This is a genomic window from Streptomyces sp. NPDC056144 (assembly GCF_042264145.1).
In the GTDB taxonomy this organism is placed as follows: domain Bacteria; phylum Actinomycetota; class Actinomycetes; order Streptomycetales; family Streptomycetaceae; genus Streptomyces.
Window position 1 is genome coordinate 31386 of the sequence record NZ_JBHJVF010000006.1, and the last position, 20794, is coordinate 52179.

At 70.7% G+C, this 20794-nt stretch carries 20 protein-coding genes; 6 read left to right on the forward strand and 14 right to left on the reverse strand.

Annotated features, from left to right (window positions below):
• Positions 1 to 215: 215 nt before the first annotated feature.
• The 6 genes from pyrE to ACFC0Z_RS19475 form a co-directional block, all read right to left on the reverse strand.
• A complete protein-coding gene (gene pyrE / locus ACFC0Z_RS19450) occupies positions 216 to 755 on the reverse strand; it encodes an orotate phosphoribosyltransferase (RefSeq protein WP_376439255.1) in 540 nt (179 codons plus the stop codon).
• A 25-nt stretch (positions 756 to 780) separates the two neighbouring features.
• Positions 781 to 1572, reverse strand: coding sequence for an aldose 1-epimerase (locus tag ACFC0Z_RS19455; RefSeq protein WP_376439257.1), 792 nt, complete (start codon positions 1570 to 1572; stop codon positions 781 to 783).
• Positions 1573 to 1617: 45 nt separating this feature from the next.
• The gene (locus ACFC0Z_RS19460; protein WP_376439260.1) at positions 1618 to 2481 is read right to left on the reverse strand and encodes an SRPBCC domain-containing protein; all 864 of its coding nucleotides are present in this window, start codon (positions 2479 to 2481) and stop codon (positions 1618 to 1620) included.
• 80 nt (positions 2482 to 2561) lie between these two features.
• Positions 2562 to 4262: a polyamine aminopropyltransferase gene (locus ACFC0Z_RS19465; protein WP_376439263.1), complete on the reverse strand. Its 1701-nt coding sequence runs from the start codon at positions 4260 to 4262 to the stop codon at positions 2562 to 2564.
• Between the two features lie 75 nt (positions 4263 to 4337).
• Positions 4338 to 4856 (reverse strand): DUF2617 family protein, encoded by a 519-nt coding sequence (locus ACFC0Z_RS19470; protein WP_376439265.1) that lies wholly within the window; start codon positions 4854 to 4856, stop codon positions 4338 to 4340.
• A 281-nt stretch (positions 4857 to 5137) separates the two neighbouring features.
• Positions 5138 to 5386 (reverse strand): hypothetical protein, encoded by a 249-nt coding sequence (locus ACFC0Z_RS19475; RefSeq protein WP_376439268.1) that lies wholly within the window; start codon positions 5384 to 5386, stop codon positions 5138 to 5140.
• A gap of 77 nt (positions 5387 to 5463) precedes the next feature.
• On the opposite strand from ACFC0Z_RS19475, the gene ACFC0Z_RS19480 reads away from it, so the two are divergent.
• Positions 5464 to 6636 carry a pyridoxal phosphate-dependent aminotransferase gene (locus ACFC0Z_RS19480; RefSeq protein WP_376439270.1) on the forward strand — a complete coding sequence of 391 codons (1173 nt, stop codon included), beginning with the start codon at positions 5464 to 5466 and terminating at the stop codon, positions 6634 to 6636.
• Between the two features lie 83 nt (positions 6637 to 6719).
• Here the strand turns inward: ACFC0Z_RS19480 and ACFC0Z_RS19485 are convergent, their stop codons facing one another.
• Together ACFC0Z_RS19485 and clpB are read right to left on the reverse strand one after the other, a co-directional pair.
• On the reverse strand, positions 6720 to 7253 hold the full coding sequence (locus ACFC0Z_RS19485) for a YbjN domain-containing protein (RefSeq protein ID WP_376439273.1): 534 nt from the start codon (positions 7251 to 7253) through the stop codon (positions 6720 to 6722).
• Positions 7254 to 7371: 118 nt separating this feature from the next.
• On the reverse strand, positions 7372 to 9957 hold the full coding sequence (gene clpB / locus ACFC0Z_RS19490; RefSeq protein WP_376439276.1) for an ATP-dependent chaperone ClpB: 2586 nt from the start codon (positions 9955 to 9957) through the stop codon (positions 7372 to 7374).
• A 124-nt stretch (positions 9958 to 10081) separates the two neighbouring features.
• Here clpB and ACFC0Z_RS19495 point away from each other — a divergent pair, with 124 nt between their 5' ends.
• Positions 10082 to 10486: a pyridoxamine 5'-phosphate oxidase family protein gene (locus tag ACFC0Z_RS19495; RefSeq protein WP_376439279.1), complete on the forward strand. Its 405-nt coding sequence runs from the start codon at positions 10082 to 10084 to the stop codon at positions 10484 to 10486.
• 113 nt (positions 10487 to 10599) lie between these two features.
• Here the strand turns inward: ACFC0Z_RS19495 and ACFC0Z_RS19500 are convergent, their stop codons facing one another.
• Positions 10600 to 10923: a (2Fe-2S)-binding protein gene (locus ACFC0Z_RS19500; RefSeq protein ID WP_376439282.1), complete on the reverse strand. Its 324-nt coding sequence runs from the start codon at positions 10921 to 10923 to the stop codon at positions 10600 to 10602.
• A gap of 344 nt (positions 10924 to 11267) precedes the next feature.
• Between ACFC0Z_RS19500 and ACFC0Z_RS19505 the strand changes: the two genes are divergently transcribed.
• Positions 11268 to 12272: a helix-turn-helix transcriptional regulator gene (locus ACFC0Z_RS19505; protein ID WP_376439284.1), complete on the forward strand. Its 1005-nt coding sequence runs from the start codon at positions 11268 to 11270 to the stop codon at positions 12270 to 12272.
• Positions 12273 to 12276: 4 nt separating this feature from the next.
• The gene (locus ACFC0Z_RS19510; protein ID WP_376439287.1) at positions 12277 to 12747 is read left to right on the forward strand and encodes a hypothetical protein; all 471 of its coding nucleotides are present in this window, start codon (positions 12277 to 12279) and stop codon (positions 12745 to 12747) included.
• Positions 12748 to 12841: 94 nt separating this feature from the next.
• Here the strand turns inward: ACFC0Z_RS19510 and ACFC0Z_RS19515 are convergent, their stop codons facing one another.
• Genes ACFC0Z_RS19515 through dnaK form a run of 4 tightly spaced genes read right to left on the reverse strand, consistent with a single transcriptional unit; the run spans position 12842 to position 16970 of the window.
• Positions 12842 to 13288 carry a heat shock protein transcriptional repressor HspR gene (locus tag ACFC0Z_RS19515; protein ID WP_376439290.1) on the reverse strand — a complete coding sequence of 149 codons (447 nt, stop codon included), beginning with the start codon at positions 13286 to 13288 and terminating at the stop codon, positions 12842 to 12844.
• A gap of 4 nt (positions 13289 to 13292) precedes the next feature.
• A complete protein-coding gene (dnaJ, locus tag ACFC0Z_RS19520) occupies positions 13293 to 14468 on the reverse strand; it encodes a molecular chaperone DnaJ (protein ID WP_376439293.1) in 1176 nt (391 codons plus the stop codon).
• A gap of 28 nt (positions 14469 to 14496) precedes the next feature.
• Complete coding sequence (gene grpE, locus ACFC0Z_RS19525; protein WP_376439296.1) at positions 14497 to 15135, reverse strand: nucleotide exchange factor GrpE; 639 nt, start codon at positions 15133 to 15135, stop codon at positions 14497 to 14499.
• Positions 15135 to 16970, reverse strand: coding sequence for a molecular chaperone DnaK (gene dnaK / locus ACFC0Z_RS19530; protein WP_376439299.1), 1836 nt, complete (start codon positions 16968 to 16970; stop codon positions 15135 to 15137). The genes grpE and dnaK overlap by 1 nt, the downstream gene beginning before the upstream one ends.
• Positions 16971 to 17201: 231 nt before the next feature.
• Here dnaK and ACFC0Z_RS19535 point away from each other — a divergent pair, with 231 nt between their 5' ends.
• Both ACFC0Z_RS19535 and ACFC0Z_RS19540 read left to right on the forward strand, forming a co-directional pair.
• Positions 17202 to 17699 (forward strand): sugar transferase, encoded by a 498-nt coding sequence (locus ACFC0Z_RS19535; protein WP_376439302.1) that lies wholly within the window; start codon positions 17202 to 17204, stop codon positions 17697 to 17699.
• Between the two features lie 170 nt (positions 17700 to 17869).
• Positions 17870 to 20131, forward strand: a complete 2262-nt coding sequence (locus tag ACFC0Z_RS19540; RefSeq protein ID WP_376439305.1) for a (Fe-S)-binding protein — start codon at positions 17870 to 17872, stop codon at positions 20129 to 20131.
• 62 nt (positions 20132 to 20193) lie between these two features.
• On the opposite strand, the gene ACFC0Z_RS19545 is transcribed toward ACFC0Z_RS19540, so the two are convergent.
• Complete coding sequence (locus ACFC0Z_RS19545; protein ID WP_376439307.1) at positions 20194 to 20739, reverse strand: hypothetical protein; 546 nt, start codon at positions 20737 to 20739, stop codon at positions 20194 to 20196.
• Positions 20740 to 20794 lie beyond the last annotated feature (55 nt).

The following is a 20794-nucleotide window of genomic DNA, read 5'->3' on the forward strand; positions in this document are numbered from 1 at the left end:
GCTCCTTGTGATGTGCGGGGTGTGTGCGTTGCTGTCCCTGACCTGGGGGCGACGTCATCGTCGACCCCATCCTTTCAGACTCTCGCCCGACCTCCCACGGGCCGGACAGCCCGAAGGGCGGGGTGTTTCACGTGAAACACCCCGCCCTTCGGCAAAAACGCAGGTCAGGACCGCGCTGTACGGGTCCCGGGACCTAAGTCACGACTTCGCGGCGGTTACGCCAGGCCGAGGTCGCCGAGCTGGTAGCCCGTGAGGTACGGCAGGCCCGCCCCGGCGATGGCGTCGGCCGCGCCCCGGTCCACGATCGTGGCGACGGCGACGACCTCGCCGCCGGCCTCGCGGACCGCCTCGACGGCGGTGAGCGGCGAGCCGCCGGTCGTCGAGGTGTCCTCGACGACGAGGCAGCGACGGCCCTTCACGTCCGTGCCCTCGATACGGCGCTGCATGCCGTGCGCCTTCTGCGCCTTGCGGACGACGAAGGCGTCGAGGCGCTGACCGCGCGCGGCCGAGGCGTGCAGCATCGAGGTCGCGACCGGGTCGGCGCCGAGCGTCAGGCCACCGACGCAGTCGAAGTCGAGCTCGGCGGTGAGGTCGAGCATGACCTGACCCACCAGCGGCGCGGCCTCGCCGTCCAGCGTGATCCGGCGCAGGTCGATGTAGTAGTCGGCTTCCAGACCCGAGGAGAGGGTCACCTTGCCGTGCACCACGGCCTTGTCCTTGATCTGCTGGAGCAGCTCAGCGCGTACGTCAGTCATGGTCAGCAGCTTAAGGGGCGTTCCGTTACAGACGCCGCCAGCTCCAGACCGACTCGACCTCCAGGGGGTCGATCGGGGTCACGAGACGCGGGTGCGTGTTGAGGCCGTTCGGCGGACCGGACTGCGGCTCGACGCAGACGGCCTCCTCCGGCTCGTCGTAGAGGACGACCCATTCGGCGCGGCTCTTCACCTTCACCTCCAGCTCCTCCGGCCAGGTGAGGGTGACGTCGACACCGCCCGGCATGCCGAAGCAGTCGTCCCAGGGGCCCGGGAGGGGCTCGATGCGGCGGCCGGTGGGGAGGTGGTTCGCGCCGCGCTCCTCCTGCCAGGCGGGGGTGAAGTCGATCCGGACGTCCTGGCCGCCCTGCCCGAGGTTCCGCAGGAACCAGGGGTGCCAGCCGGCCTGGGCCGGGAAGGAGTCGTCGTACGTCTCGATCCCGAAGCGGAGCGTGAGGGAGTCCTCGGCCAGCTCGAAGACCTGCGTGACCGTGCCCCTGTACGGCCACGGGTCGCCGAGCTCGCAGGTGAAGACGGCCTCGGTCGCGGTGGCGCGGGCGGTCTTCCAGGGGACGTCCCGGACGGTGCCGTGGATGGCGTGCGGAGGTGCGGTGACCGGCAGCTGATGGGTGGTCGCCCCGTTGCGGAAGACGCCGTTCTCGGTCCGCCCGCACCAGGGCGCCATCGGGAAGCTTCCGAACCGCTCGCCCTGGCGCAGGATCTCGGTGCCGCCCACGCGCAGGCTCTCGATCCGGCAGCCGTGCTCGGGGTTGATGGTCAACTCGGCGTCGCCCGCCGTCAGTCGCGTCTTCGTACTCACACCCCGACCCTATCCAGTCGGACCGCCGTAGGCGGTGACGCCGCTTCAGCGCCTGCGGCGCAGAGCGCGGCCGATGACGACGGCCGAGGCGAGGGCGAGGGCGGCGGCCGGGGCGACCCAGCGCAGGGTGGCGCCCGCGCCGCCGGCCTCGGGGGCGGGGACGGGGGCGTACCGGCCGCGCGGCGGGGCGTGGTCGACCTCCTCGGCGCTCCGGCCGATCATCGTCCGCCGGGCGTGGGCGGCCTCGGCGGCGGGCTGCGGCGCGGGGAACTCGACGGGGACGGGGCCGAAGTCCTCGTCGAGCAGCGGGTCGAGGGAGGAGGTCGGGTCGGGCCCGTCGAGGCCGATGCCGGCGCCCGCGCCGGACGGCTCGTCGACGCCGTCGTCCACCCCGTCGTCGTCCACGCCACCGCCCGCGCCGTCTTCCACGCCGTCTTCCACGCCTCCGTCAGCGCCCCGGTCCGCCGCGGCCTCGGCCGTGCGCTCCGCCTCCTCGGCCACCGACTCCACGAACCGGTCGATCAGCCGCACGGCGGTCGTCGCGCGGGCCTCCTCGGTCGCCTCGGCGAGCCGGCCGACCGCTGTCAGGGCCCCGGTGAAGCTCAGACTCGTCCCTTGGTCCACCGGAGTGAGGACGACAGTCAGGGAGAGCTCCGCGGAACCCTTGCCGCGCGCCTCCGTGCCCTGCCCCTCGTAGGTGATGGCACCGTCCCGCTCGACGACCTTCACGGCGCCCCGGTAGGTGATGGTGTGGGTGCCGACCCGGACCTTGAGGCGGCCCGCGAGGGGCCCCGCCGCCGCGTCCGCGTCGCGCAGGAGGCCGGGCACGCAGCGTGCCACCCGGGCGGGGTCCGTGAGCGTCGCGCGCAGGGCCTCGGCCGGTACCGGAACGAACACCTCGTGGTCCATGGAAAGCGAGCCTACTCAGGCCGGGGCGCGGCGTCGCCTCTTTGCGCCGGGGCCCGCGCGCCCCGGTACGTCACTCCCGCTCAGCGCCCGTAGCGCGGGTGGACCAGCGTCGAGGGCGGCAGTTCCGCACCCCTGGTCCGTTCGGCGCGGCGCGCCGCCGCCTCCAGGGCCGCGACGGAGAGGGAGCGCAGCCGGGGTGCTCCGGCCGGGAGGGCGAGGGCGGGCGGGCGCGTGCCCGGTACGGCCAGGAGGAGGCCCCAGTCGTCGGGCCCCCGCTCCGTACCGCCGGTGCGGTCGGCGCGGTCGGGGCCCGCGGCGAAGCCGGGGGTGCGGCCGCTCGCGCTGTACGGGCGGGTCGCGAAGCCCGCGGCGCGCAGGGTGGCGTCCACGGTCCAGTAGGTGTGGGGCCGGTCGCCGGCCGAGCCCGCGTGGACGGCGAACCGCCCGGAGCGGGTGAGGACCCGGGCCGCGAGCCCGTAGAACTCCTCCGCGTACAGCTTGGTGCTGGAGGTGATGCCCGGGTCCGGGAGGTCGGAGATCACCACGTCGTACCGTTCCCGCACACGATCGGCGGCGTCCCTGAGCCAGTTGAACGCGTCCGCGTGGACCACCCGGACGCGCGGGTCGCGGAACGCCTGGCCGTTGAGCGAGGCGAGGGCGGGGTCCGTACGGGCGAGGCGGACGACCCCGGGGTCGAGTTCGACGACGGTGACGGAGCGGACGTCGGGGTACCGCAGGGCCTCCCGGGCGGCGAGGCCGTCCCCGCCGCCGACGATCAGGACGCGGGCGTGCGGTCCGGCCATCGCCGGGTGGACGAGCGCCTCGTGGTAGCGGTACTCGTCCCGGCCCGCGACCCGCAGGCGGCCGTCGAGGAACAGGTCGGGCGGTCCTTCGCGGCCCCCCGTGACGACGACCTCCTGGAGCTCGGTGTGGACAGCGACCCGCACCCGCTCCCCGTACACCGCCCGGCGCGCGGCCTCCTCGAAGTCGTCGACGAGGACGGTCGCCGTGGCCAGGACGGCGAGGACCGCGAGGTTCACGGCGACGAGGAGGGCCCGGGACCGGGGGGTCAGGTCGCGGCGGAAGACCCACAGGACGAGACCGCCGCCCGCGACGACGTTCACCGCGCCGGTGACGAGCGCCCCGGTGAGCTGGCCGAGCCAGGGCAGCAGCAGGAAGGGGAAGGCGAGACCGCCGACGAGCGCGCCGACGTAGTCCGCGGCGAAGAGGTCGGCGACCGTCCCGGCGGCGTCGTCCTGCTCCGCGCGCGGAGCGCCCCGCCGCCCGTGTTGCGCCCTCTGTATGAGGGTCATGAGCAGCGGGATCTCCGCGCCGATGAGGACCCCGATGGCCAGCGAGAACGCCACGACGACGTACCGCGACTCGCCGAGCCAGGCGAAGGCCGCGTACAGCACGAGGGCCGAGCAGCCGCCGACGAGCGCGAGCCCGCCCTCGACCAGGCCGAAGCCGACGGCGGCGCGGCAGCGCAGCCGCTTGGCGAGGAGGGAGCCCACGCCCATCGCGAAGACCATCACGGAGAGCACGACGGAGGCCTGGGTGACCGAGTCGCCGATCAAGTAGGACGCGAGCGCGACCAGTTCGAGCTCGTAGACCAGTCCGCAGGCGGCGCAGACGAAGACCACGGCCAGGACCGGGAACCGCACCGCGTCACCCGGCCGGGTCGACCGCTTCCGTCGCTTCCGCCGCCCGGGCCGCTCGCGCCGCCACACGGGCGGTTGGCGCACCCTGGTGGGTGGCATGGTCACGGTCGGCTCGATCATGAACGTAACGCTACGTCACGACTTACGCGCCCCCTGTCACCCACACGAGTGCACCTGGGGCACCGGAGGGGCGTATCAGAGCGCCGCCGGCATACGTGCGCCGATGCGGGTCCTGGTGACGACCAACTGCCCCTCCTGCGGGTAGGCGTGCCAGGTGCGCCACCGCACCTGGCCCTCGTGACGCTGCGCCAGCATCGCCGTGAAGGCGTGCGGGGAACCGGGGAACGTCCCCGCGAGGCCGTTCGGGTGATCGGCGACGAGGGCGAGCAGCTCCTGCGCGCGGCCCGCGAAGGAGCCGTGCGAGAGCGTCTCGACGCGGGCGGCGAATTCGTACTCCCATTCGCCGACGCGCTTGGAGACGCCGAGCGGGAGCGGGGTGCTGCTGCCCGGCATGCAGGCGACGGTCTCCGAGCAGCGGCCCCCGTCCTCTTCGAGGAGGACCTGATGGGAGGCGCCGAGCAGCCGCAACTGGAGCTTGGCGCCGGTGAGTTCGAGGTCGAGCACGGCCAGGGCGGGCAGCGGCTCGCGCCCGAGGGCCCAGGCCAGATCGGCCGCGCGGGTGTCGGTGTAGGAGGTTTTCAGGGTGGTGAGCATGGATCGGCTCCGCAAACACGGTTTGACGGGTGGGCCGGGGGCGCCCCGGAGAGGGTCCAACGGGAGGAGTGGGGGGATCGCCGGCTCGGTTCCACACACGGTCCGAGGGCTGTCTCTGTCAGGAGCGAGAGAACCACGGACCCCGGGCGACTCGCAGCGTTTTTACCCAACTTGCCGTGGTTTCCAACCCCTTCGGGGAGACCACAGTTCACTTGTTCAATCAGATTCGATCGACAAGATGCGCCGGAATGCCAACGTCACGTGCCGACCGACCGCGCGCGTCAGCTGCAGGAGGACGAGGAGCAGGAGGAGCTCGAACACGAGGAGGACGAGCACGAGAAGAACGAGGACGAGCAGGAGGAGGACGAGGACGAGGACGAGCTCGACGAGGACGTCGACGACGACCCGGCCCGCCAGCTGCCGGACCTCCGGCGGGAGCGCACCTTGACCCGCAGCACGAACGAGACGACCGCTGTCGCGAACGCGATCACGACGGCGACCCCGACGATGAAGAGAGCGACGATGTTCATGCCGGGGGGATCCCCACCCCGAACCCCGGCCAAAGCGCACTTGAGGAAGTCCAGAGCTTCCCCCCAGGATGGCCGTCATGACACGACCGCTGCTGAACCGCCGGCTCGCCGAGTTCGGGACGACGATCTTCGCCGAGATGTCCGCACTCGCCGCCGCGACGGGGTCGATCAACCTCGGCCAGGGCTTCCCCGACACCGACGGGCCCGAGGAGGTCCGCGAGGCCGCGGTCCGCGCGCTGCGGGACGGCCGCGGCAACCAGTACCCGCCCGGCCCCGGCGTCCCCGAACTGCGCACGGCGATCGCCGACCACCAGCGCGAGCGGTACGGCCTCGGGTACGACCCCGACACGGAGGTCCTGGTCACGGCGGGCGCCACCGAGGCGATCGCGGCGGCCCTGCTGGCCCTGGTCGAGCCCGGTGACGAGGTCGTCGCCCTGGAGCCGTACTACGACTCGTACGCGGCCTGCGTCGCCATGGCCGGCGGCACCCGCGTCCCGGTCACGCTCCGCCCGCACGAGGGCACCTACGTCCTCGACCTCGACGAACTGCGGGCCGCCGTCACCGACAAGACCCGTCTCATCCTCCTCAACACCCCCCACAACCCCACCGGCACCGTCCTCACCCGCGCCGAGCTCACCGCCATCGCCGAGCTCGCCGTCGAACGCGACCTGCTCGTGGTCACCGACGAGGTGTACGAGCACCTCGTCTTCGACGACGCCGTCCACATCCCGATCGCGACCCTGCCCGGCATGCGGGAGCGGACCGTCACCATCGGCTCGGCCGGCAAGACCTTCTCCTTCACCGGCTGGAAGGTCGGCTGGATCACCGCGAGCCCCGCCCTGACCTCCGCCGTCCGCTCGGCGAAGCAGTTCCTCACGTACGTCTCCGCCGGCCCGTTCCAGTACGCGGTGGCCGAGGCGCTCCGGCTCCCGGCGACGTACTTCGACGGCCTGCGCGCCGACCTGGCGGCCAAGCGGGACCTGCTGAGCGAGGGCCTCGCGCAGGCCGGCTTCGCGGTCTACCGACCGGCGGGCACGTACTTCGTCACCACCGACATCCGCCCGCTCGGCGCCACCGACGGCTTCGCCTTCTGCCGCGCGCTCCCGGAGCGGGCCGGTGTCGTCGCCATCCCGAACGCCGTCTTCTACGACCACCGCGAGGAGGGCGCGCCCTTCGTCCGCTTCGCCTTCTGCAAGAAGACGGAGGTCCTGGAGGAGGCGGTGACCCGCCTCAAGGCCCTGGCGGGCTGAGCCCGGACGGCCGCACCGCGCACGAGAGCCCGGCCCCCGTGACGTACGGGGACCGGGCTCTCGTGACGTGCGGAGGAGGAGGCTCAGGCCTCGTCGCCCTCGGTCTTCTCCTCGGCGGACTCCAGACCGAACTGCTCCACGACCCACTTGTCGAACTCGATGGAGGCGCGGACCCAGCTGACCGTGGAGGACACGAAGTGCTCCAGGGCGACGCCGGTGCCGATCAGCATCTGGGCCTCACCGATGAGGCGGAGGGTGGCGGAGCCGTCCTCCTCCTCGTGGAGGTGGGTGTAGACCTTCGGCCACAGGGTGCGGCGGTTCCAGTCGTCGATCGCGTCGAGGACCTTGGCGCGGTCGTCGGCCGAGTGCGGGCGGTCGTAGAACGTCCGCACGGAGAAGACCTGCTGCTCGTCCTCGCCGCGGAACATGAAGTACGTGCGGAACTCCTCCCACGGAGCCGCGAGGTCACCCTCGTCGTCGATGACGTACTTGAGCTCCATCTGGTCGAGGAGCTGCTTGACGAGGTCCTGGTCGGGGACGACGGGGCCCGCCGGTCCTGCGGCCTGAGGCTGGGGCTGGCCCCCGAAATTCGGAATCGAGGACGGGTCGATGCTCACCGTGTTTTTCCCTTCGTACGGATGCTCGCCATCCTCCCCCATGTCGGGGGGTTCGGGGGAGTCCCGGCAGCCGCGATCCGCTGCGGGCTGACAAGAACATCCCCCTTCACCTGTGCGTTCAGCGGGCCGGGCCGACGATCAGGCCGTCCTCGAACCGGTCCACGCGGACCGTGTCGCCGTCCGTGACCTCGCCCGCGAGGATCTCCTTCGCGAGCCGGTCGCCGATCGCCGTCTGGATGAGACGGCGCAGGGGCCTGGCTCCGTACGCGGGGTCGTTGCCCTCCTCGGCGAGCCACTCCAGGGCCTCCGGGGTGACGTCCAGGGTGAGCCGCCGGTCGGCGAGCCGCTTGGCGAGCCGGTCGATCTGGAGGCGGGCGATCCGGCCGAGCTCGGCCCGGTCGAGCGCCGAGAAGACCACCAGGTCGTCGAGGCGGTTCAGGAACTCCGGCTTGAAACTGGCCCTGACCACGTCCAGGACCTGCTGCTTCTTCACCTCGTCCGAGGTCACCGGGTCGACGAGGAACTGGCTGCCGAGGTTGGAGGTCAGGATGAGGATGGTGTTGCGGAAGTCCACCGTCCGTCCCTGTCCGTCGGTCAGCCGGCCGTCGTCGAGGACCTGGAGCAGGATGTCGAAGACCTCGGGGTGGGCCTTCTCCACCTCGTCCAGGAGCACCACGCTGTACGGGCGGCGGCGGACCGCCTCCGTGAGCTGGCCGCCCTCCTCGTACCCGACGTAGCCGGGAGGAGCGCCGACGAGCCGGGCGACGGAGTGCTTCTCGGAGTACTCCGACATGTCGATGCGGATCATGGCCCGCTCGTCGTCGAAGAGGAAGTCCGCGAGCGCCTTCGCCAGCTCGGTCTTGCCGACGCCGGTGGGACCGAGGAAGAGGAAGGAACCGGTGGGGCGGTCGGGGTCGGCGATCCCGGCGCGCGTGCGGCGCACGGCGTCGGAGACGGCCCTGACGGCCTCGGACTGGCCGATCAGGCGCCTGCCGAGCTCCTCCTCCATGCGGAGCAGCTTCTGCGTCTCGCCCTCCAGGAGGCGGCCGGCGGGGATGCCGGTCCAGGCGCCGACGACGTCCGCGATGTCGTCCGGTCCGACCTCCTCCTTGACCATGGTGTCCTTGGCGGCCTCGCGCTCGGCCTCGGTGGCCTCGGCCAGCTCCCGCTCCAGGCCGGGGATCTCCCCGTAGAGCAGCTGGGAGGCGGTGTCGAAGTCGCCGTCGCGCTGGGCGCGCTCGGCCCGGCCGCGGGTCTCGTCGAGACGTTCCTTCAGCTCGCCGACCCGGTTGAGGGACTGCTTCTCCTTCTCCCAGCGGGCGGTGAGGCCGCGCAGCTCCTCCTCGCGGTCGGCGAGGTCGCGGCGCAGCTTCTCCAGCCGCTGCTTGCTCGCCGCGTCCGTCTCGTTCTTGAGGGCCAGCTCCTCCATGCGGAGCCGGTCGACGGAGCGCTGGAGCTCGTCGATCTCGACGGGCGAGGAGTCGATCTCCATGCGGAGCCGGGAGGCGGCCTCGTCGACGAGGTCGATGGCCTTGTCGGGGAGGAAGCGGGAGGTGATGTACCGGTCGGAGAGGGTCGCGGCGGCCACCAGGGCGGAGTCGTTGATCTGCACCTTGTGGTGGGCCTCGTACCGGCCCTTCAGGCCGCGGAGGATCGCGATGGTGTCCTCGACCGTCGGCTCGGCGACCAGGACCTGCTGGAAGCGGCGCTCCAGGGCGGGGTCCTTCTCGATGCGCTCGCGGTACTCGTCGAGGGTCGTCGCGCCGACCATGCGGAGCTCGCCGCGGGCCAGCATCGGCTTCAGCATGTTGCCGGCGTCCATGGCGGAGTCGCCGCCGGCGCCCGCGCCGACGACCGTGTGGAGCTCGTCGATGAAGGTGATGATCTGGCCGTCGCTGGCCTTGATCTCGGCGAGGACGGTCTTCAGCCGCTCCTCGAACTCGCCGCGGTACTTGGCTCCCGCGACCATGGCGCCGAGGTCGAGCGAGACCAGGCGCTTGTTCTTGAGCGACTCGGGCACGTCGCCCTTCACGATCCGCTGGGCGAGGCCCTCGACGACGGCGGTCTTGCCGACACCGGGCTCGCCGATGAGGACCGGGTTGTTCTTGGTGCGGCGGGAGAGCACCTGCACGACGCGGCGGATCTCGTGGTCCCGGCCGATGACCGGGTCGAGCTTGCCCTCGCGCGCGGCGGCCGTGAAGTCCGTGCCGAACTTCTCCAGCGCCTTGTACTGCCCCTCCGGGTCGGGTGTGGTCACCCGGCGTCCTCCCCTGCTCTTCTCGAACGCGTCGAGCAGCTTCGAAGCGCTCGCGCCCTGCCGGTCGAGGATCTCACCGGCCTGTCCGCCCTTGGCGGCGAGGCCGACGAGGAGGTGCTCGGTGGAGAGGAACTCGTCGCCGAGCTCCTTGGCGCGCTTGTCGGCGTCGGCGATGACGGCGAGGAACTCGCGGTTGGGCTGCGGGGGCGAGACCGTGGACCCCGTGACGCTCGGCTGGGCGGCGATCAGCCGCTCCGCGCCGGAGCGCACGACCGCCTGGTCGGCCTCGACGGCGGCGAGCAGGTCGGTGATGTTCTCGTTGTCCTGACCCGTGAGCAGGGCCAGAAGCAGATGCGCGGGGGTGAGGTCCGCGTTCCCCTCGGACACGGCGCGGCTCGATGCCGCGTTGATCGCGTCCCGGCTCCGGTTGGTCAGTTCGACGTCCACGGTGCGGTGCTCCTCCTGTGCGGTACGACGGTACGGGCGGGTTGCCCCCTATGACTCTTCCAACGTACACAAAGTTGAGCCTATTCCGCTCAAGGTGATGCCGGGGCACGGTATCTTTCAGGGCATGGCCACTGACCCGAGGAACCCTTCCGACTCGTACCTCAGCTTCTGGCGCGAGTACCACATGTGCACCCTGACGACCCCGCGCCCGGACGGCACCCCGCACGTGGTGGCGGTCGGCGTCACGTACGACCCCGAGGGCGGGTACGCGCGGGTGATCACGAACAAGCACAGCCGCAAGGTCGCCAACGTGCTCGCGGCGGGCGCGGACGGGGCGCGCGTGGCGGTGTGCCAGGTGGACAAGGGGCGCTGGGCGACGCTGGAGGGCGTGGCCCGCATCCGTACGGAGCCGGAGGTCGTCGCCGACGCGGTCGACCGCTACGCGACCCGGTACAACCGGGTCCCGGCCCCCAACCCGGACCGGGTCGTCATCGAGATCGCCCTCACGCGCGCGATGGGCCGCGCCTGACCCGTACGCACTCCTGAACGGAGACGCACAGCGGCGCCATCGCGTTTCAGGTCCGCGATGGCGCCGCTGTGTGGGGGAAGTGCCGGAGCGATCTATGACGACGGGGGAATCGCTCAGGCACTGCGGGGGGTGGTGACGGTGATGGTTCTGGGCTCGACCAGCTGGTGGTCCCTGCGGTCGAGATTGACGAAGATCATGCCGTACCGGATGGCACAGCGGATCGGCTGCGGGGCGCCGCGGGGACGGCGGAGGCAGCGGTACGCCCGGACGTCGTCGTCCTCTTCCCGCGCGATGACGATCGGCTCTCCGAGGACGGTGACCTTGAGCGAGTCGCCGCGTCGGGGGATGGCGGTGGCGAGATCGACGAAGTGCCAGCCGGACCGGTAGGCCGTGGCCATCTCCCGGCGGAAGCGGCGGTCGTCGGGTGGGGCACTCACGCGGCCGCGCCCTTGGGTGCGGTCTCCCAGGAAGGCTCTCCCGGGCCGGCGAGCAGAACGTGCGCGGGGGTGCTCTCCCACGAGGGCTCGTTCGGGCCAGCGACCACCGCATGCGCCGGGGTGCTCTCCCACGAGGGCTCGCCATTGGCTGCGAGCGCACCAAGAGCAGCCGCCGCAACGGCTATGGCGCTAAGTGCACGAACCATCCTGGTCATGGCCGATCTCCACCTCATTTGATCACTACTCCGCCCCGCGCTAAGACGATGGCTCACGGAACACCCTTTTCACCAGCCAACCCGGGCATCATGTTCCTGTAATTCATGACCCTGAGGGGGGTGTAAACCATGCTCGAAGATGACAGATCGGGACATAACCACAGTCACGGTGAGCTTTGTGACGTGGGTAAAGAGCTCTACGCGAACGCCCTCCGCACGGGTCGAATCGCCCGTTCCGAGGCCGAGGCGGCCCCGTGCCTCACGGAGCTCTCCCTCCTTCATCCTGACCCGGACGACAGCAACCTGCTCCGCGCGGTTCCGCCTTCGATAGCGCTCAACCAGCTCATCCACCCGATCGAGCGGGAGATACAGGCCCGGCGCCAGCACGCCATCGCCCTGGCCGACGTCTTCGAGCCCTTCCTCGCCATCCACGCCCAGGACCCCTCCGCCACTCAGGCGATCACCGTCCTCGAAGGCCTCGGCGTCATCAACGCGAGACTCGACCACGTCATCAACGAATGCACGGTGGAACTCCTCACCATCCAGCCCGGCAGCGGCAGGCGCCCCGAGACGCTGGAAGCGGCGCTGCGGCGCATGGAACCCCTGCTCAACCGCGGCGTCCGGATGCGCACCCTCTACCAGCACACCGCCCGCCACCATCCCGCCACGCTGGCCTACGTCGAGCGCGTCGCCCCGTACGGCCTCGAACTCCGCACCCTCGAAGAGATCATCGACCGGCTGATCATCGTCGACCGCAAGGTCGCGTTCGTGCCGGCCAGGACCGACCGGCAGGTCGCTCTCGAACTGCGCCACGAAGGCCTGATCCAGTATCTCGTCGGCGTCTTCGACCAGTTCTGGCTGCACGGCGCGCCCTGGGAGGAAGAGGTGCCCTACAGCCCCTCCGTCGAGGGAGTCGGCGGGGTCCAGCGCTCCATCGCCAAACTCCTCGTCGAGGGCCATGTCGACGAGGCCATCGCCCGCCGGCTCGGGATGAACGTGCGGACCTGCCGGGCGCACATCGCCAAGCTCGCCGCCGCGCTCGGGAGCGGGAGCCGGGCGCAGCTCGGGTATCTGATCGCGCGGTCCGGGATCCTCGACCGTGAGGACCAGGGCGACGAGCAGCCGGGGGGCTGACCGGATGTACACGCAGGTCGCTCTGGACGGGGCCGCCGGCACCCTCCGGGTCTCCGGGTACGGGCTGCCCACCGTGGAGCTCGTACGGACCCCGGGGACGCCTCCGAACGCCCACACCCCCATCGGCACCCGCAAGGGCGCCCTGCTCGCCCTCAGCGTCGACGGCGAGCCCGCCCGCGTCCGGCCGGCCCGCGGACGGCTGCTGCGGCGCTCGTACCGGGTCGACGTCCGGACCTCCGACGGCGTCCGCTACCGGCTCGTGCCCTGCGGGTACGAGGACAGCCGGCTCACGCGCGACGGGCGGCGGATCGGCCGGCTCGTCAGCTCGGGCGACGGGCGGGTCGTCGACGAGTGGGACACCGAGCCCACCCCGCTCGACCGCGCCCTCGGCACCGCCCTCGCCGCCGCGTTCGGCACGGGCGCCTCGCCGTGGTGGGAGACCGTCGGGGACATCGTGGGCGAGCTCGTCCCGTAGGGCGTCCTGCCGATCATGCCGGTCCGGCGGGTACGCGCCGAGGGCCCCGCCCACAGGTGTGGACAGGGCCCTCGGGACAGAAGGACGGAAGGTGCTACTCGCCGCGCTTGGCCGGACGCCAGACGACCAGCGCGCTCGTCTGCTGCACGTCCTGGTACGGCACCAGGTCACGGCGGTACGAGGCATGGACCTGCGCCTCGCGCTGCCGCATCGCCGCCGCCGCGCCGTCGACCGCGGCCGACAGCTCCGCGATCCGGCTCTGCAGCGCCGCGACCTGGTTCTCCAGTTCGATGATCCGCTTGATCCCGGCGAGGTTGATGCCCTCGTCCTGCGACAGCTGCTGCACCTGACGGAGCAGCTCGATGTCACGGGCCGAGTAGCGCCGGCCCCGGCCGGCCGTGCGGTCCGGCGAGACCAGGCCGAGCCGGTCGTACTGCCGCAGGGTCTGCGGGTGGAGACCGGAGAGCTGCGCCGCCACCGAGATGACGTACACCGGCGACTCGTCGGTCAGTTCAAAAGGATTGCGTCGGTGTCCGTCCATCGGGTCAGGCTCCCTTCGCTGCCTGGAACAGCTCCGCCCGTGGGTCCTCGGAGGCGGTCGCCTCGCGGTAGGTCTCCAGGGCCTCACGTGCCTTGTCGTCCAGCTCCTTCGGCACCGCGACCTCGACCGTCACAAGCAGGTCGCCGCGGGTGCCGTCCTTGCGGACCGCTCCCTTGCCGCGCGCCCGCATGGTCCGGCCGTTCGGCGTGCCCGCGGGCAGCTTGAGCGTGACCGCGGGGCCGCCGAGCGTCGGCACCTTCACCTCGCCGCCGAGCGCCGCCTCCACGAAGGAGACCGGCACCGTGACGGTCAGGTTGTCGTCCTTGCGGCCGAAGACCGGGTGCTCGTCGACGTGCACGACGACGTACAGGTCGCCGTTCTGCCCGCCGCGCTCGCCCGGCGCTCCCTTGCCGCGCAGCCGGATCTTCTGGCCGTCGCTGACGCCCGCCGGGATGCGGACCTGCATGGTGCGGGAGGACTTGGCCCGCCCGCTGCCCTTGCAGACCTCGCAGGGGTTCTCGGCGATGAGGCCGCGGCCCTTGCAGTCCGCGCACGGGTCGGTCAGCGAGAAGCCGCCGCCGCTGCCGCGCGAGACCTGCCCGGTGCCGACACAGGTCGGGCACACCCGGGGCGTGCCGTTCTTGTCGCCGGTGCCGGAGCAGGCCGTGCACGGCTGCTGGCTGGACATCCGCAGCGGTACGGTCGCGCCCTCGATGGCCTCGGTGAAGCTGAGCGTCACCTCGGACTCGATGTCCTGCCCGCGCCGCGGCTGGGTGCGCGCACCCGGGCCGCCGCCGCGGTTGAACAGGCCGCCGAAGACGTCCCCGATCCCGCCACCGCCGCCGAAGCCGCCGGCGCCGGGGCCGCCCTGGGCGCCTCCGAAGAGGTCGCCCAGGTCGAAGTTGAACGAGCCGCCGCCGGGGCCGGCCCGGAAGCCGCCGTTCCCGAAGAGCGCGCGGGCGTCGTCGTACTCCTTGCGCTTCTTGGCGTCGCCGAGGATGTCGTTGGCCTCGGAGATCTCCTTGAAGCGCTCCTCGGCCTTGGCGTCACCCTTGTTGGCGTCCGGATGGTTCTCGCGGGCGAGCTTCCGGTACGCCTTCTTGATCTCGGCCTCGGTGGCGTCCTTGGGGACGCCGAGAACCTTGTAGTAGTCCTTCTCGACGAAGTCCTTCGTACTCATCGACGTCCCTCCCTACCGGTGTGCTCGTTTACTCGCTGTCCTTCTCGGACGCGTCGGACGTGCCGTCCTCCGCGTCCTCCGCCTTCGCCGCGCCCGGCTGGGGCTCGGCGACGGCCACGCGGGCGGGCCTGATGGTCCGCTCGCCGATCCGGTAGCCCGGCTGCAGGATCGCGACGCAGGTCGTCTCGGTGACGTCCGGCGCGTACGAGTGCATCAGAGCCTCGTGGATCGTCGGGTCGAAGGGCTCGCCCTCCTTGCCGAACTGCTGCAGACCCATCTTGGCGACGACGGTCTCCAGCGATTCGGCCACCGACTTGAACCCGCCCACGAGCTCGCCGTGGTCCCGGGCCCGGCCGACGTCGTCGAGCACGGGCAGCAGGTCGGAGAGGAGGCTCGCGACGGCGATCTCCTTGACCGTGACCCGGTCCCGCTCCACGCGGCGGCGGTAGTTCTGGTACTCGGCCTGGAGCCGCTGGAGGTCACCGGTGCGCTCGTCGAGCGCCTTGCGGGCCTGGTCCAGCTGCGCCAGTACGGCTACGTCAGTAGCGTCCCCGGCCGGGGCCGCCTTCCCCGCCTTGTCGGCGGAGGCGGCGGCCTCGGTCTCCTCGGGCGTGCCGTCGGTGGGGACGTCGGGCTTCTCGTCGAAGCCCGGGGTCTCCTCCGTCATCAGACAGCGCCGCCCTTCGGCTTCTCGTCGTCGATGATCTCGGCGTCGACGACGTCGTCGTCCTGCGCCTGGCCGGCGTCGCCGCCCGCGGCCTGGGCGGCCTGCGCGTCGGCGTACATCGCCTGGCCGAGCTTCTGCGAGACGGCCGCGACCTTCTCGGTGGCGGTGCGGATCTCCGCGGCGTCCTCGCCCTTGAGCTTCTCCTTCAGCTCGGCGACGGCGGTCTCGACCTCGGTCTTGACCTCACCGGGGACCTTGTCCTCGTTGTCCTTGAGGAACTTCTCCGTCTGGTAGACGAGCTGCTCGCCCTGGTTGCGGGACTCGGCGGCCTCGCGGCGACGGTGGTCCTCGTCCGCGTACTGCTCGGCCTCCTGGCGCATGCGGTCGACCTCGTCCTTCGGCAGCGAGGAGCCGCCGGTGACGGTCATCTTCTGCTCCTTGCCCGTGCCCAGGTCCTTCGCGGTCACGTGCATGATGCCGTTGGCGTCGATGTCGAAGGCGACCTCGATCTGCGGGACGCCACGCGGGGCCGGCGGCAGACCGGTCAGCTCGAACATGCCGAGCTTCTTGTTGTACGCCGCGATCTCGCGCTCGCCCTGGTAGACCTGGATCTGCACGGACGGCTGGTTGTCCTCGGCCGTCGTGAAGATCTCGGACCGCTTGGTCGGGATCGTGGTGTTGCGCTCGATGAGCTTGGTCATGATGCCGCCCTTGGTCTCGATGCCGAGGGACAGCGGGGTCACGTCGAGGAGCAGGACGTCCTTGACCTCACCCTTGAGGACACCGGCCTGGAGCGCGGCGCCGATGGCGACGACCTCGTCCGGGTTGACGCCCTTGTTGGCGTCCTGGCCACCGGTCAGCTCCTTGACGAGCTCGGCGACGGCCGGCATACGGGTCGAACCACCGACGAGGACGACGTGGTCGATCTCGCGCAGCTCGATGCCCGCGTCCTTGATGACGTTGTGGAACGGCACCTTGCAGCGCTCGAGCAGGTCCGAGGTCAGCTGCTGGAACTGGGCGCGCGTGAGCTTCTCGTCCAGGTGCAGCGGGCCCTCGGCGGAGGCCGTGATGTAGGGCAGGTTGATCGTGGTCTCGGTCGAGGACGAGAGCTCGATCTTCGCCTTCTCCGCGGCCTCGCGGAGACGCTGGAGAGCCATCTTGTCCTTGGACAGGTCCACGCCGTGACCGTTGGCGAACTGCTTCACCAGGTAGTCGACGACACGCTGGTCCCAGTCGTCACCACCGAGGTGGTTGTCACCGTTGGTGGCCTTCACCTCGACGACGCCGTCGCCGATCTCCAGGAGGGACACGTCGAAGGTGCCGCCACCGAGGTCGAAGACGAGGATCGTCTGGTCGTCCTTGTCGAGGCCGTAGGCCAGGGCGGCCGCGGTCGGCTCGTTGACGATGCGCAGGACGTTGAGGCCCGCGATCTCACCGGCCTCCTTCGTCGCCTGACGCTCGGAGTCGTTGAAGTACGCCGGGACGGTGATGACCGCGTCGACGACCTTCTCGCCCAGGTACGCCTCGGCGTCGCGCTTCAGCTTCTGCAGGATGAAGGCGCTCATCTGCTGCGGGTTGAAGTTCTTGCCGTCGATCTCGATCTTCCAGTCGGTGCCCATGTGGCGCTTGACCGACCGGATGGTCCTGTCGACGTTGGTGACGGCCTGACGCTTGGCCACCTCGCCGACGAGCACCTCGCCGTTCTTCGCGAAGGCGACGACGGACGGCGTGGTCCTGGCACCCTCGGCGTTGGTGATGACGGTGGGCTCGCCGCCTTCGAGAACGCTGACGACGGAGTTAGTCGTGCCCAGGTCGATGCCGACCGCACGTGCCATTTCGGTTCCTCCAGCTGACTACTGACTTGAGTGGATCTGACTCAAGGATGCACGAGGACGCTCCTCGCGTCAACAGACCTGAGTCGGGTCGACTCAACTCTTCGTCGGCCCACTCACTCAACGAGTGCATCACCCGCGTCGTTCCCGGGCATGCCGTGACACGCGTGAGAGAGTCCGGACAAATCCCTGGATCCCTGGATTTCCAGGATTACCGCCGGAGGGTGTGACCGCATGACGGGGAAGCGCGCGATGTCCGGGAAGCGCGCGTTCGACGTGGCGGGCGGGACCCTGCTCCTCCTCGTGCTCGCGCCACTGGTCGTCGGCACCGCCCTGTCCGTCTCGCTCGGCGGTGACGGCCCGGTCCTGCGCCGCCGGAAGGTCGCGGGGCTGAACGGCCGGCCCTTCACGATGCTGACCTTCCGCACGAAGAGCCCGCTGGCCGCGCTGCCGCTGCTGCTGCACGTCGTCACCGGCCGGATGTCCCTCGTCGGGCCCTGCCCGCTGGCCCCGGCCCACCGCGAGTGCGTGGGCGAGGGGCGCCGCCGGCTCTCCGTACGCCCCGGGCTCACCGGGCCCTGGCAGATCAGCGGGCGCTCGGAGCTGCCGTGGGAGGAGCGCGAGCTCCTCGACCTCCACTACGTGGACCACCACTGGCTCGGGATGGACCTCACCATCCTGGCGCGTACGCTTCCTGCAGTCCGCAGGCGTCGCGCGGCGAGGTTTGCCTGAGCCCGGGCAAGGTTTGCCTGAGCGACACAGATCACCGTGAGCTCCGCTACAGCGCGGAGCCGTGACCCGGTAATCTCAGCACGGACTAGATAAGTTACCGCTTAGTAGGCTCGACTCAGGCACTGTCCGGCACTGCCAGGCACTGGGCGGGCCCGCCCGAGGAGCCCGTCATGCAACTCGCCGCGATCATTGTGTCGCTGACGCTGACCGTGGTCGGCGTTGCCCTGCTCGCTCGCGCCGTCGGCCAGTTCGTCAAGTACTTCAAGCTCGGCCAGCCCGTCCCCGCCGGGACCCGCACCGACAACCCGTACCAGCGCAGCGTCACCCTCGTCCGGGAGTTCCTCGGACACACGAGGATGAACCGCTGGGGCATCGTCGGCTTCGCCCACTGGTTCGTCGCCGTCGGCTTCCTGACCCTCCCGCCGACCCTCGCGCAGGCCTTCGGCCAGCTCTTCGAGGCCGACTGGACCCTGCCGGTCATCGGCGGATTCCTGCCCTTCGAGCTCTACATCGAGTTCATCGGCGTCATGACGATCCTCGGCATCGCGGTCCTCATCGTGATCCGGCTGCTCAGCCTGCCCTCCAAGGCCGGCCGCAAGTCCCGCTTCGCCGGCTCCAAGGCCGGCCAGGCGTACTTCGTCGAGTACGTGATCCTCACCATCGGCCTCGCGATCTACGTGCTGCGCGGCCTGGAAGGCGCGATCCACCACGTCGACCACTACGAGGCCGCGTACTTCGCCTCGTACCCGCTCGTCCTCGCCTTCAAGGGCCTGTCGGTCGCCACCCTCCAGAACCTCATCTACTTCACCGCCATGGTGAAGATCAGCACGTCGTTCATCTGGATGATCGTCGTCTCGCTGAACACCAACATGGGTGTCGCCTGGCACCGCTTCCTCGCCTTCCCCAACATCTGGTTCAAGCGCAACGCCACGGGCGAGACGGCCCTCGGCGCGCTCCAGCCGATGACCACGGCCGGCAAGGAGATCGACTGGGAGGACCCGGCCGAGGACGCCGTCTTCGGCGTCTCCCAGGTCGAGCAGTTCTCCTGGAAGGGCATCCTCGACTTCTCCACCTGCACCGAGTGCGGCCGCTGCCAGTCGCAGTGCCCCGCCTGGAACACCGGAAAGCCGCTCTCCCCGAAGCTCCTCATCATGTCGCTGCGCGACCACGCGCACGCGAAGGCGCCGTACCTCCTCGCGGGCGGCGGCAAGGACATGGAGGGCAACGAGAAGGCCTCCGAGGAGCAGCTCAAGGACGTCCCCGCCTCCGCGATCGCCGAGGCCGAGCGCCCCCTCATCGGCACCGCCGAGGAGAACGGCGTCATCGACCCCGACGTCCTGTGGTCCTGCACCACCTGCGGCGCCTGCGTCGAGCAGTGCCCGGTCGACATCGAACACATCGACCACATCGTCGACATGCGCCGCTACCAGGTGATGATCGAGTCCGCGTTCCCGTCCGAGGCGGGCACGATGCTCAAGAACCTGGAGAAGAAGGGCAACCCCTGGGGCCTGGCGAAGAAGCAGCGCGTCGAGTGGACCAAGGAGGTCGACTTCGAGGTCCCGATCGTCGGCAAGGACGTCGAAGACCTCTCCGAGTTCGACTACCTCTACTGGGTCGGCTGCGCCGGCGCCCTGGAGGACCGCGCCAAGAAGACCACCAAGGCCTTCGCGGAGCTGCTGCACATGGCGGGCGTCAAGTTCGCGATCATGGGCGGCGACGAGAAGTGCACCGGTGACTCCCCCCGCCGCCTGGGCAACGAGCCGCTGTTCCAGCAGCTCGCCGCGGAGAACGTCGCGATGCTGAACATGGCGTTCGGCGAGGACGACGAGGACGAGTCGACCAAGAAGCCGAAGTCGGCCAAGCGGATCGTCTCCACCTGCCCGCACTGCTTCAACACCATCGCCAACGAGTACCCGCAGCTCGGCGGCGAGTACGAGGTCATCCACCACACCCAGCTGCTCCAGCACCTCATCGACGAGGGCAAGCTGGTCCCGGTCACCCCGGTCGACGGCCTCATCACCTACCACGACCCCTGCTACCTGGGCCGTCACAACAAGGTCTACACGCCGCCGCGCGAGATCATGTCCGCCGTCCCGGGCCTGCGCCAGCAGGAGATGCACCGCCACAAGGAGCGCGGCTTCTGCTGCGGCGCCGGTGGTGCCCGGATGTGGATGGAGGAGCGGATCGGCAAGCGCATCAACAACGAGCGCGTCGACGAGGCCCTGTCCCTCAACCCGGACATCGTCTCGACCGCCTGCCCGTTCTGCCTCGTCATGCTGACCGACTCGGTCAACGGCAAGAAGAACGAGGGCAAGGCGAAGGAGTCCGTCACCGTCGTCGACGTGGCGCAGCTGCTCCTGGAGTCGGTGAAGACCCCGGTCGACCCGGAGGAGACGCCTTCGGAGGAGCCCGAGCCGGAGCCGGCCGTCTAGTCACGGCAGCCGTACGGAAAAGGGGGCCGCCCCGCGCATCTCGCGCGGGGCGGCCCCTTTCCTCATCGCGCCTGGTTCACCAGGGTGCCGCCGAAGTTGTACGTCCAGCTCTTGCCGCCGGGGACGGTGATCTTCACGTACGGCCGGCCGTCCTTGCCGGCGAAGAAGGTGGCGGTGTGGCCGTCGGGCAGCTTCACGACCTTGGGGGCGGGCTTGGCGGGCTTGGCGGGGTTGGTCTTGGGCGCGGGCTTGGGCGCGGGCTTCGGCGCCGGGGCCTTGTCCAGCCAGGAGCGGACCGTGCCGTCGGGGCGGAGCACGACGTGGAGGCCGTTGTTCTCCCCGTACGCGGGCTTCCCGTCCCGGCTGACGAGCGTGTCGATCAGCGACCCGCCCCCGTAGATCTCGGCGGAGAAGCGCCCGGGCCCGTCCTCGTACACCTTGGCGAGGGAGCCGTCGGCGAGGTCCACGTTCCGCCAGAAGACCGCCTGGTCGCTCGCGGCCGGCGCGGGGGCGTCGGAGGCGAAGGCTCCGGCGGCGGGGAGGAGGAGGGCGGCCACGGCCCCGGTGGCGACGGCGGCGGCACGGGTGGAACGACGGATCACACGCATCGGAAGAGCTCCTTGCTCGGGTCTCTGACTCCTTCGACGCTAGGAGGCCGACATT